General features: G+C 42.4%; 11 protein-coding genes. 5 read left to right on the top strand and 6 right to left on the bottom strand.

Annotation, left to right across the window (positions count from 1 at the left end):
• Positions 1-41 precede the first annotated feature (41 nt).
• Positions 42-1085 carry a tRNA 5-methoxyuridine(34)/uridine 5-oxyacetic acid(34) synthase CmoB gene (gene cmoB, locus JMW90_RS06040; protein WP_201562205.1) on the bottom strand — a complete coding sequence of 348 codons (1044 nt, stop codon included), beginning with the start codon at positions 1083-1085 and terminating at the stop codon, positions 42-44.
• 61 nt (positions 1086-1146) lie between these two features.
• Entirely contained in the window at positions 1147-1932 is a 786-nt protein-coding gene (gene cmoA / locus JMW90_RS06035) for a carboxy-S-adenosyl-L-methionine synthase CmoA (protein WP_201562202.1), read from the bottom strand.
• A gap of 244 nt (positions 1933-2176) precedes the next feature.
• Between cmoA and msrA the strand changes: the two genes are divergently transcribed.
• The 4 genes from msrA to JMW90_RS06015 all read left to right on the top strand — a co-directional run bounded on the left by msrA (position 2177) and on the right by JMW90_RS06015 (position 6026).
• A complete protein-coding gene (gene msrA, locus JMW90_RS06030; protein WP_201562200.1) occupies positions 2177-2698 on the top strand; it encodes a peptide-methionine (S)-S-oxide reductase MsrA in 522 nt (173 codons plus the stop codon).
• 209 nt (positions 2699-2907) lie between these two features.
• Complete coding sequence (gene tmpT / locus JMW90_RS06025) at positions 2908-3567, top strand: thiopurine S-methyltransferase (protein WP_201562198.1); 660 nt, start codon at positions 2908-2910, stop codon at positions 3565-3567.
• A 33-nt stretch (positions 3568-3600) separates the two neighbouring features.
• Positions 3601-4293, top strand: a complete 693-nt coding sequence (locus JMW90_RS06020) for a DUF1499 domain-containing protein (RefSeq protein ID WP_265089225.1) — start codon at positions 3601-3603, stop codon at positions 4291-4293.
• 254 nt (positions 4294-4547) lie between these two features.
• Positions 4548-6026: a lytic murein transglycosylase gene (locus tag JMW90_RS06015; protein ID WP_201562194.1), complete on the top strand. Its 1479-nt coding sequence runs from the start codon at positions 4548-4550 to the stop codon at positions 6024-6026.
• 266 nt (positions 6027-6292) lie between these two features.
• Here the strand turns inward: JMW90_RS06015 and JMW90_RS06010 are convergent, their stop codons facing one another.
• From JMW90_RS06010 to JMW90_RS05995, 4 genes are all read right to left on the bottom strand, one after another.
• Positions 6293-6592 carry a hypothetical protein gene (locus tag JMW90_RS06010; protein ID WP_201562192.1) on the bottom strand — a complete coding sequence of 100 codons (300 nt, stop codon included), beginning with the start codon at positions 6590-6592 and terminating at the stop codon, positions 6293-6295.
• A gap of 347 nt (positions 6593-6939) precedes the next feature.
• On the bottom strand, positions 6940-7968 hold the full coding sequence (locus tag JMW90_RS06005) for a DUF4062 domain-containing protein (protein ID WP_227691882.1): 1029 nt from the start codon (positions 7966-7968) through the stop codon (positions 6940-6942).
• A 356-nt stretch (positions 7969-8324) separates the two neighbouring features.
• Positions 8325-9314: a glutamate racemase gene (gene murI / locus JMW90_RS06000; protein ID WP_201562188.1), complete on the bottom strand. Its 990-nt coding sequence runs from the start codon at positions 9312-9314 to the stop codon at positions 8325-8327.
• A 170-nt stretch (positions 9315-9484) separates the two neighbouring features.
• On the bottom strand, positions 9485-10252 hold the full coding sequence (locus tag JMW90_RS05995; RefSeq protein WP_201562186.1) for a DUF1285 domain-containing protein: 768 nt from the start codon (positions 10250-10252) through the stop codon (positions 9485-9487).
• A 669-nt stretch (positions 10253-10921) separates the two neighbouring features.
• Here JMW90_RS05995 and JMW90_RS05990 point away from each other — a divergent pair.
• Positions 10922-12559 (top strand): electron transfer flavoprotein-ubiquinone oxidoreductase, encoded by a 1638-nt coding sequence (locus JMW90_RS05990; RefSeq protein ID WP_201562329.1) that lies wholly within the window; start codon positions 10922-10924, stop codon positions 12557-12559.
• Positions 12560-12809 lie beyond the last annotated feature (250 nt).

Below are 12809 nucleotides of genomic sequence, written 5' to 3'. Positions count from 1 at the left end.
ATTACAATCGTATCGCTTTTATTTTGAACGGACTATAGTACTCATTTTTTGGCAATTAGAGTAGCACGCATCGGCGCAGGATAGCCTTCAATGGTCTTTGTTGGATCATTAGAATCTAAGAAATCTGCTAACGAATGATAAGTCATCCATTCAGTTTTGCGCTGTTCATCGGTTGAGGTCACTGCCACATCGACGCAGCGCACCTCGCTAAAACCAGCTTTCTCTAACCAGCCAATCAACGCCGCCACCGAAGGTAAAAAATACACGTTATTCATCTGAGCGTAGCGGTCGTGCGGCACCAGTACGGTATTGGCACCGCCATCAATGACCAAGGTCTCAAGTACCAACTCGCCACCTTTTACCAGTTGACCTTTTAGCTTTTGTAAATGCTCAAAGGGCGACTGACGATGATAGAGCACGCCCATACTAAATACCGTATCAAACAGCTGACTATTTTCAGGCAGTGCTTCTAGCGGTACTGGAATATAGTGGGTACGATAACGGCCTTTGCCATGAGCATCAGCATCGGCGCGACCTACAAAATGCCGAATCGCCATAAACTGATGATAAAACAAGCACGATGGGTCAATGATGATGACCGTATCAGCACCCGCGCCTGCCATACGCCAGCCATGATAGCCAGAGCCGCCGCCTACATCTAACACACGGCGTCCTTTTAGAGGACTCAAATACGGTGCAACTCGTTGCCACTTCCAATCACTGTGCCATTCGGTATCAATAAATATCGAATTGCCTTCGTCATTACCAATTTGAAAAGGTCCTTTGCGCCATGGCATCAGCTGCTTCAATAATGCCGTCGCTTGCTTGTACTCAGAGTCAGTCAATGTTGCATTGATTGTCAATGTATCATTATCTAACTGCACATTATCAACGATTAAGTTTGGCAAACGCGCGACCGACGCTTGATAACCTGGCGCATGAGCGTAGTTGGCTTTATCTTTTATATCATTTAACCAAGTTGGTAACTGCTTGAGCCACTCATAAGCATTCGGCTGCTGCTGCGCCCATGCTAGTAAGGTTAAATATAGTTCGCGTTCAGCGTGGATGATAGTGTCGTTAAGCATAAAAACGGATTACTCTGTTGATCAAAAGATAGGCTGACATTTAACGTTAAGAACGTAGCTGTTATTTAAATGCCACAATAGAGATGAAGTTTAAAAATTGAAACCAAGTGAGATGACGCTGAAAGCCAACGTCACTCAAGCGTGCATGATGCTCATCTAAAGTATCAGTAATCAGGACGTTCTCTAGCGCATTACGTTTTCCGCTGATTTCCATTTCGGTATAGCCATTAGCCCGTTTAAAATCGTAATAACGCTCAACCAACCACGCATCGTATTGTTCATCAAAAGCATGCGTCTTTTCGGTCAATACCAATATGCCACCTTCACTTAATGCGCCATAAATCTTCTCAAGTACCGCCACTCTATCGGCAGCGGGCAAAAACTGTAAGGTTAAATTCAAAATCACCATATCACATGGCTCAAGCTCAATATCACGAATATCCGCAGTGATGACCTCTATGTCATGCTTAGGATAATTGTCATTCAGCAAAGTAGTCGCTTCACTGGTCATCGCAGGTGAAATATCAATCGCTTTAATTTGCAAATCTTGTGGCTCAAACTCGCCAGCCAACGTCATACTTGCGGCACCCAGTGAGCAGCCCAAATCATAAATGCGACTGACACGCTGACCATTATCGCCCTGTTGTCGATATTTACAATGACGACGAGCAAATATAGGCAACATCGCCAAGACCTGACCATAACCTGGGACACTGCGACGAATCATATCCGGAAAACAAGCCACCACTTGCTCATCAAATGAAAAGCGCGCCGCCTTATCTAGTGGCGTAGTGAATAGGGTATCATGTTTAATAGTGTCAGGCTTTTGGCTCATTGGGTGACTCATTCTTTGGGGATAAAACTAAACTTTAAAGTATGTAATTATTTTGACTTACGCTATTGATGACAAGCAGCTGATAGGAACGAGCGTCTTAGCGTAGCAAAAGCCCATTATAACATTACTGTTTGTTACTTATCGCAGTCAACTGCGCTGTTAAGCTAAATGTATATCGCTAAGCAAACTAGATTCGTAATACATGCTTGGCGCATACTACATAGCTAAAAAAATGACAACAAAAATAGGAATTATTATGCAAACCATTATATTAGGCGGCGGCTGCTTTTGGTGTACCGAATCAGTATTTTTATCCGTAAAAGGCGTACAGTCTGTCGTATCAGGCTATATGGGTGGCGATTCAGTATCAGCCAATTATGAAGCGGTCTGCGGCGGTGATACCGGTCACGTTGAAGTCATTAAAGTTGAGTTTGATGAAAATACGGTCCCATTAGAAGTGCTGCTCGACGTATTTTTTGCCACCCATGATCCCACCACGATGGATCGTCAAGGCAATGATGTTGGCAGCCAATATCGTAGTGTGGTCTTCTATACTGATGAAGCACAAAAACCAACCGTCGATCGTACCATTAATAAACTGCGCGATATGGGTATTGGTATCGTCACCGAAGTACATCCTGCCGCTGAATTTTATCAAGCAGAAGACACACATCAAGACTTTTTTAATCGTAATCCGGGACAGGCTTATTGTAACTTTGCGATACCGCCAAAGCTTGCCAAACTGCGTAAAGAATTCAGTCAGTATATGGTGAATTAAACGGCAATTTGCCTAAAAGCACATTTGTCTACCGTAAATGCTGAGTTTAGAATGTCATAAAAGCCAAATGCTTATAAGATAAGTATTTGGCTTTCTTAGTTTTACTGCTTTTTAATGGCTTTAACAGTATCTAGTAACACGTTATGATGATGAGTTCAAAGTGAAATAATAACAAATAAGATAAATCCTGATAAATAAAGGCTAAATCAATGAATCCAGAATTTTGGCGAACACGCTGGCAAGAAAAACGCATCGGCTTTAATCAGTCTGAAGTGAATCCCTCATTGATAAAGTACTTTTCAGATCTAGAATTGCCCACCGGTAGCCGTGTCCTTGTCCCTTTATGTGGTAAATCCATTGATATGGTGTGGCTAGCAGCCCAAGGTTATGGTGTCGTTGGCATTGAATTGGTTGAGTCAGCAATACGGGAATTTTTTGTTGAACAAGCTATCGCTTATACGATCACAGAACATAGTAAAAACGCCAATATAAAATGCTATCAAGGGCAATTGTTAGAGCAAACAATAGAGTTGTGGGTTGCTGATATTTTCACTTTAGACTCTAATAATATTGGTCACATTGACGCAGGGTATGATAGAGCGGCATTGATTGCCATGCCAACAGAGTTGCGTCCGCAATATAGCCAACAAGTAATCGACCTTAGTCAAAATGCTCCTCAGTTATTACTGACACTCTATTACGACCAAAACGAATGGGCAGGACCGCCCTTTTCAATCAGTCATGAGCAGATTCAGCAGTACTATAGCGCGCGCTATAATATTCATAAGCTTGAAGGAGAACCATCAGTGTTGAACGCCGCGCCTGAGATGACAGTGACAGAGCATGTTTGGTTATTGAATAAACCATAAGCGAGAAATCTAATGAAAATTTTAGTGAGTTTCATGAGTTTAATTGCTTTTCTTTTAGTTGTATTGACAGGGCCGCTTTATAAATATGACATTATCGAATTAAGTACGGTATTTACAGGGTTCAAATATGGCATATTTACCGCTGTTGCAGCGCTTGTGTTGCTTGCATTACAAATTATATTCAAGCGCAATACGCTAACACTTGCTAGCGCGGCAATCGCCGTTGCGTTATCCGCCGTTGCTCTTGGATTACCACTTAGTATGCTGAGCAAGGGCAAAAGCGTACCGCCCATTCATGATATTTCGACCGATTTGATAAATCCACCTGAGTTTGTCGCTATCGCTCCACTACGTGCTGATGCGCCAAACCCAATCGCCTACGCTGGTGAAGCAGCTGCCGCGCAACAACGTCAAGGCTATCCAGAACTAAAAACGCTGAGCTACTTACAATCAAAAGCTGAATTGGTGAACGCTGTCGAACAAGCCGCCACAAATTTAGGTTGGGAATTAGCAAATACTGACACTAGCGAAGGTGTTGTTGAAGCGACTGATACGACCATGTGGTTTGGTTTTGAAGATGATGTCGTTGTACGTATTACGGATACTGGTAACAAGCGTCTGGTCGATATACGCAGTAAATCAAGGGTTGGCGGTAGCGATTTGGGTAAAAATGCTGAGCGTATTCATGGTTTTATTAAAGAGCTGGATAGCATTTTGGTAAAGTAATTTTATAAAACGACCGTAAAACGACCATAAAATCACTGGCATTAAAATTATTGGCATTAAGAGCCTTTCCTAAAGTCATGTAATGCTATATTTCTCAAAACCCTCTCCTAACCTCACGCTCGCGTCAATTTATAGTAACTGAGTACTTCGAGACCTTTTCTTTATTATGCAGATTGGTTACTCTAAGTAGCATCTACTTTTACTCGACTTGCTCCACTTTCTACTGACTGTCTCGATATTTATAGGATATTTATATGCGCTTGTCTCACTTGTCCACCTTATCTTTATTGACTGCAGCGATTGGCTTAAGCTTTGCCAGCACCGCCCAAGCTGCTCAATCAGACGCCCCAAACTTGTCTAATGCTCAGTTTCAACAGTGTTTAGATGGGCTAAAAAACTCTAGCAAATTTCGCGATGTTGATAGTTATACCTTTAATAACTATCGCCCCTCTCAGCCTGACCCGAGTGTGATTGCATCGCTAAACTATCAACCAGAATTTCAAAAAGACGTTTGGGATTATTTGTCATCACTTGTTGATACCGAACGAGTAGATGATGGTATCCGTGCCAACCGTCAATGGGCGGATACGTTGCGTAAAATTGAATCACGCTATGGTGTCAAAGCTGAACATGTCTTAGGCGTTTGGGGCGTGGAGTCTAACTTTGGGCAGACATTGGGAAAAAAACCCTTATTTGAGTCTTTAGCAACCTTATCTTGCTTTGATCGTCGTCAAAGCTATTTTCAAGGTGAGTATGCCAATGCCTTAAAAATCGTGCAAAATGGCGATATTGCGCCAAGTGACATGACAGGTTCATGGGCAGGCGCTTTTGGGCAAACGCAATTTATGCCAAGCACGTTTTTAGAATTGGCTGTTGATTTTGATGGTGATGGTCGCCGCGACTTAGTTAATAGTGTTCCCGATGCGCTTGCTTCTACGGCAAACTTCTTGGATAAGCGCGGCTACCGTTCAGGCGAAGCATGGGGTTATGAGGTAAAACTGCCAAGTGGATTTTGGGCAGCCTCTAATCGTAAAGATAAAAAATCAATGAGCCACTGGCGCAATCAAGGCTTAACCCTTGCTAATGGTAGCCCATTGCCTTCTGACTTGAGTAGTGCTGGATTATTATTACCCGCAGGTCCTGACGGTCCTGCATTCTTAGTCGGTAAAAACTTCGATACTTTTTATTCCTACAATGCCTCAGAAAGCTATGCACTGGCGATTGCTCATTTATCAGATTTGATTACTCGCGAGAGTAGCAGTAAAACTGACTTTATCACGGCGTGGCCAACCGACGACCCTGGTATTGGTCGTCAAGAATCCAGAGCGATTCAGCAAGCATTATTAAATGCAGGGTATGATATTGGCGCAGTCGATGGCATTATCGGTGATAATACTCGTACTGCCATTCAGCAATACCAGTCTAGCCGTGGTATTTTTCCGGCTGATGGACGCGCAGGGCAGAAATTTTATCGTGCCATCGTTGGTAATACCACACATAATAACTCATATGGCAATCAATATGGACAACCAGCAAACAGTCGTCCTTTAAACCCTGCCCCTGCTGATCGTATGGGACAATTGATCCAACAGCAAAACACTACCCCTAACAGCTACTCGCAGCCTACAGCGATCAGTCCATCAAACTCAGGCACAACGCGATCAATGCGATATCGCCGCGTAGCAGGTACTGATGGTGTCATTAAACTGGTGCGTATTGATGAAGGCTCTTAATAGGGTAATATCTTTCAATGATGACTAAAAATAAAAAGCCACGCTAATTAAGCGTGGCTTTTTTATTCTGTCAGTTGTCTACTTATTTATGGCTTGACACAGTTTATATCATACAGTCAGAGAAAAGTAATATCGATACATCAAGTACTGCTGATATTAATTTTTCTTGCTTGCTGTGCCTATGCAGACAGAGGCTGCAAAAAATGTATACCAGCAGCACTGTAGCGTTTTTGAGATATTTTAACTATAACTTTAATACTCAAGAATCAAACGATAGGCGGTGGATTAGGTTTACCATTGTCACCATCCCAGTTCTCACGGGCTTTGTCATCTAAATCTGCCGGCGTCTTAGGCTCCCACTTGCCATTTTCTTTCCATGTAGCATCACCCCAATCTGCATCTTCTTCTTTGCTATCCAACTCTTTGTAGGCTTTGGTAGGATCGATACCGCGGCGCTTCATATCTGCTATTTGCTCTTCCAACGTATGAAACTGACTTGCCTCATGCATGGTTTGCTCTAAGCCATCCAACTCACTTTTTAACGCATCATTTTTGGCATTACTCATCGTCTGTTCTCCTTAATTATTCAGTATTCTTATGTGTTTATCTTTTCATTATTACGATTATCAAAGGGATTGACAACTGGTACGACGTATACTTTGTATTACAAAACGTAGCCATAGACAAAAAACGTGTTAGTAAAACATGATTTTTATGAGGTTCTATAGTTGATCTACTTTTAAAAGAGTACATCATTACTGGGATTCATTATTCGCAGCCTCTGTCTGCGTAGACACAGCAAGCAAGAAAAATGAATCCCAGTGGTGCTTTATAACATTTGTATTTCTTTTAATTAGGACTGACTATACGAGTGATAGCGAAGATAATTCATAATTATAGCAGATGCTATAAGCTAGCTGGCAGGGATTGGTATAAGAGTATTTTCTATCGCTGTCTTTTTTTCACCAAGCAAACCTTTTGCATAAAAAGTCAGCTTCCAAAGCTCTTGTGTGACCCGTGTTCCGTAGGTAGTCAGTTGTATCCAATTAGCAGCAATCAGTTGCCGCTGGAGATGATTGAGATCATCTTGAGAGATTTGGCAACGTGCCACAGCATGGACATTTGGCATCTCGCGCTTGATATAGACCTCAGCTCGAGTGGCGATTAAGCGGTTGATACCGCTTTGTAAGCCATAGCTTGAAAAGGTAGCCGGCATTTTTATCAGAGTGATTAACACGTCTTGCCACGCTAATACCATAGGTCTGGTAACATCGGTCAAATTACCACCTTCATAAGCTTGAGCTTTATAGTGAATCTCAAAGGTATCTGTCAATACGATTGGCTTACTGACATTATCGTCCATACTCTGAGTAGGGGCGACAGTATTCTCTTGCCTTGTCATTCTATTATTTGCCAAATTAGCCGCTAGAGTCTCAGATACCGAAGGTTTGTTAGACTCCATTGCCTCTTCATCAACCCTAACCCATCCGGCACCTATTTGATGACTGGCAACCATTTTATAATAGGCTTGGATAAGCAATTGCTCAATGTCATTTTCTGTCTCATAATAATAAATCTTATCCGTCTTTGAGGTCACCATACTGGTAAACTCCTGCAACTGCCGACTGATATTGGCACCGGTATGATGTTTTTTTATTAATATTAAGAGAGGCTTGAGCTTCGCCTTAGCATTTAGATAGCTCAAATGCATTTGACTGACACCGGTATTTTGCGCAGTACCGTAGCTATCGCCAATGACCATCAAAGCATAGTCACAAGCATCAATGCATTGACGCCCATATAACGAGGCTTTGGGTAATTTACTAGAGACATCATAGGTTAAGAAGGCGCGCCCTTGAAAAAATATCGAAATACTATCCAATACCAACAACTGGTGGTTATCAGCACATACAACATGAATATGGTAGCGACGATTTGGCACGATCACCTCTAATCTCAGTTAGCTGGTCAAATAATCTTAGTTAGCTGGTCAAAAAACGTAAGTTCTCTAAAAATAGCGCAATAATACCCAATTTAAATATTCTTTTTGGCAAATACAAGCCTAGCATACTATTGCTAGAATGCGTTTAATTTATTTCCAATTCCATTAATATACTACGGGATTATAACAGCTGTATTGACATTAATCCTATAAGCATCTAATACTAATAATAAAAGTGAGCATATAATCAGTCCTAAATAAAAGAAATACTAGCAATCACTACTGGGATTGATTTTTCTTACTTGCTGTGGCTTGTGCCTTGGGTCTAGGTAGACAAAGGCTGCGAATAACGAACCCTAGTAGTGCTGTAAATGCGTTTGCTCGCCAAGTAAGCGTGCTAGCAGCAAATCTATCTGTTTGTCGTATTTGGTCGCATAAAATATCAACGGTGGCTTAATCTGATGATCACTCAAACTGACATTCACGACACTGTTTCTATCCAACCCATCTATAGGCAATGCTGACAAATTATTGGCTATCAATAATTGCTTGACACGCTCGGCAATTGCCTGCCCTGAGTCAACCACTTGCATCGACAGTTTTTGCTCTTTGATCTCTTGCATCACAAAATCTTTGAAGAACGGATAATGCGTACATCCTAATACCAGCTGGTCTACCCCATCCTTTGCAAATACTTGTAATTGATGACGCAGATTTTTAGCAGTTTCACTGTTTTCTGGCATGCCTGATTCTACCCAAGGTACCAGTTGCGGGTCAAAATACTTTGTCACTCTGGTTGCACTTGGACTGGCTATCTTAGCAATGACATCGTTAAGTAACGTTCCGTTTAAAGTCGCTTTGGTTGCCAGTACTGCCACATGGCCACTTTTACTGGCCAATACCGCAGGTTTTAATGCTGGTACCAAACCCACGATCGGCAGCTGCGGATAATGATTTCTTGCTATCTCTAGCGCATCGGCAGAAGCACTATTACACGCAATGACAATAAGCTTGCAGCCTTGCTGATATAGCCAATCTACTGCCGCTAATGTCAATGCCTTAATATCTTCACTATCACGATTTCCATACGGCACGTGCAAGGTGTCTGCATAATAAATGTAACGCTCATCGGATAGTTGCTGCGCTAAATGTAGATAAACAGACAATCCACCGATGCCAGAATCAAATACACCAATGGGCGCACTACGATCTGCCTTTATCCTTTTATTATCTATTTTCTGACTATATGTCACACTATTGACCATCGCTTTTTTAGAGGTATTGTTATCAAAAATATTTGAATGAGCATTGACCCTATTAGTAACGACATCAGCGGCGATTTTCATCGTATTTTACCGCCGTTTTGTTAAAAATACCGTCATACCGACCCTACTGATAAAGCTCACTAACATCACTCTCAACAATAAATCTATGAATAAAGAGGGCTATAAATAGATAATAGGTTTTGCCTGAAAGCGATAGCAATTATTGGCTAATTATAGCGCATTATTCACCGTTAAATAGATGGCATCGATAATGTATAAGTGCTGCCGCCACTTTGCAGGGTTAGTGTGGTCTTACCATCTTGTTCTGTCAATTCGCCAATCTCGGTTAAATGATAAAATACATTGCGACCAATAAGTGCCGTCAACCCATTTCGAACCAGCATATAAGGGCGTATTGGCACGTCAGCTGCTGAGTGTTTGTCTGCTACACTTTGGTTGTTATGAGGCGCACCCGTATCAGTAGAGCAATCATTTTCGTTTTCATCACCATTGTCCTTAATAAAGTTATTAACAACGTCATAAGGACGTAAAATAATAGGATGCTCATCATCTAAGCGAACCACATCACCCGTTGTCGTGGTAAATTCTAGCCAACTATTAGCATCTTCATTGACGATGCCAACATCATTAATCAATAGTGGCGCATCTTCTACTTGGATACGCAGTTTTTGTACGGGCGTCTTTAAAAAATACTCAGTCACCCCGTCTTTCTCTTCTTTCCATAAGATAGTAGCAAACAGACTGACTAATGACTCTCGGGTCATGTGTCCGCCTTCATGCCACCACTCACCGTTGGCTTTGATGACCAAATCCATATCATCAATTTGCTTAGGATGCCAGTTTTCTAGTGGCGGTATGGCACGCCCTTCACGTGTCCCTGCCGCAGACTTTAGGTAGTGGCTCAAGTTGTCTATATTATTTAGCTCGGATAGCTTGTCATTAGAGGCTTTAGCATCTTTTACAGTCGCGGCATTGATGTCTTTATTGTTATCTGTCATCGTAAAATCCTTTACGTAGTAATCAAAGTTTGGCAAATCTGTTATTACTATAAATTTTAGTTTCGGGTATGATGAGACAATATCGTCATTGTACCCCCACCGTCTTAATCTTACCTTAACACTGATGTTGTGAAATGCGTATCGTGTTTGTGCGACTTTTCTTTTATAATAAGTAACGATTTTTTATTTAAAATAGTCTGGTGGGCGTTGTACTAACGACACATCTTACGTTATGTGTTGAAGTTTTTTAAAAACATTTTCACCATAACGTCGTCAACTGATACCGTAAAGACCCTTTTTATCGGGCAGCCATATGTCTGAGTAAAGTTAGCGCCGCAAGCCTTATTATTCAATTGTTAAGCTAATGATGCCCTGAGATAAGCCACTACAAGTTTAGGAGTAGGTATGCAAGAGCAAGACAATCAAACGCCAGTTATTGATGGCGATACTGTGAATATCGACACGCCAAATGTGACAGACACGCCAAATACAGAGCCAGCAGTGGTGACACCCGAAGTGCTCGCTGAAGAAACGCCCGTTATTGTAGATACGCAAGCCGTTGTAGAGACGCAAGCCGTTGAGCCAGTTGCTGAGGCGGTTGTCGTCGACAAAGCGCCAGAACCTGCTATCGAACCTGTCGCAGCAGAGCCTGAAGTTGAACGTGAATCGATGGAGTTTGATGTCATCATCGTGGGCGGTGGGCCTGCCGGTCTTTCAGCTGCCATCCGTTTACGCCAGCTTGCCATCGCAGCAGGTAACGATGAGTTCATGGTTTGTGTGGTCGAAAAAGGTTCGGAGTTTGGCGCTCATACTCTATCTGGTGCGGTCATAGAAACGCGCGCTTTGGATGAGCTGATTCCAGATTGGAAAGAAAAAGGTGCACCGCTAAACGTTCCTGCAATTGAAGACCGCGTTTATATGCTGGGTTCCGCGACCAAATCTACCAAACTGATGGATTCAATCATTCCTGCCAGCATGCATAACGAAGGCAACTATATTGTCTCATTGGGCAACGTCGTTCGTTGGTTGGCTCAGCAAGCTGAAGAATTAGAAGTCATGATGTTCCCAGGCTTCCCTGCTGATGAAATCTTATATAATGATGATGGTTCAGTCAAAGGCGTCCTTACAGGCGATATGGGAGTGGCTGCCAGTGGCGAAGCGAAGCATAGCTTTGAGCCAGGTTATGAGCTGCTTGGTAAATACACTATCTTTTCCGAAGGTTGCCGTGGTCACTTGGGCAAACGCTTAATCAGCCGTTTTGATTTGGATAAAGACTCAGATCCGCAGCATTATGGTATTGGTCTAAAAGAGCTATGGGAAGTGACGCCTGAGAAGCATGAAGAAGGCGTAGTGATGCATGGCTCAGGCTGGCCATTGACGGACACTGGCTCGTCTGGTGGTTGGTGGTTATATTTCGATGAAAACAATCAAGTAAGCTTTGGTATGGTCATCGATTTATCCTACTCAAACCCATATATGTCTCCATTTGATGAGATGCAGCGTCTAAAATTGCATCCTCTTATTCGTAACATATTGGAAGGTGGTAAACGTCTGTCCTACGGCGCTCGTGCATTGACCAAAGGCGGTTTAAACTCCTTGCCAAAATTCACTTTCCCAGGTGGTGTATTGGCAGGTGATGATGCCGGTTTCTTGAACCCTGCCAAAATCAAAGGCACGCATACGTCAATGAAGTCAGGCATGCTCGCTGCTGAAGCGATTTTTGAGGCAGTGCAAGCCGGTCGCCAACATGATGACGTAGAAGCGTATAGCACCATGTATAAAGAGTCGTGGTTGTATCAAGACAACTATGAAGCGCGTAACTTTGCTCCAGCCATGCACCGTATGGGTCAGTGGATGGGCGGCGCCTTTACCTTTATCGAGCAAAACTTGCTTGGTGGCAAAATGCCTTTAACCATCCATGATAATCAAAAGGATTATGATCAGTTGGAGCGTGCGGCTCATGCCTATCAGCCAACCTATGCTAAACCGGATGGCAAATTGGTCTTTGATAAATTATCATCAGTATTTATCTCAAACACCAACCATGCTGAAGATCAGCCCGTACATTTAAAACTGACCGATCCAACGGTGCCTGTCACTATCAACTTGCCACTATATGCTGAGCCAGCACGTTTGTATTGCCCAGCTGGCGTGTACGAGATCGTAAAAGATGCCGAAGGTGCTAAATTTGTCATCAATGCGCAAAACTGCGTCCATTGCAAAACTTGTGATATCAAAGACCCTTCACAAAACATCACGTGGGTAACGCCAGAAGGCGGCGGCGGTCCTAACTATCCGAACATGTAAATTGTTATTTAGTTATTGTTTAGATAATTATTATTTAAAATAAGCTACAAAAAAATCGCCCTCTTGAGGGCGATTTTTTTGTATGGATATATTTAGTATAGTCAGTCTTAAGCAAAAGAAATACAAATATTATAAAGCACTACTGGGGCGAATTTTCCTTGCTTGCTGTGCTTACGCAGACAGAGGCTGCGAATAATTCATACCAATAGCGCTATAACACTTTTGTAATAAACTCACTATATAAAATATA

Origin of the sequence: Psychrobacter glacincola (assembly GCF_904846215.1) — a bacterium.
GTDB lineage: Bacteria > Pseudomonadota > Gammaproteobacteria > Pseudomonadales > Moraxellaceae > Psychrobacter > Psychrobacter glacincola.
This window is presented reverse-complemented; position numbering and strand designations above follow the sequence as displayed.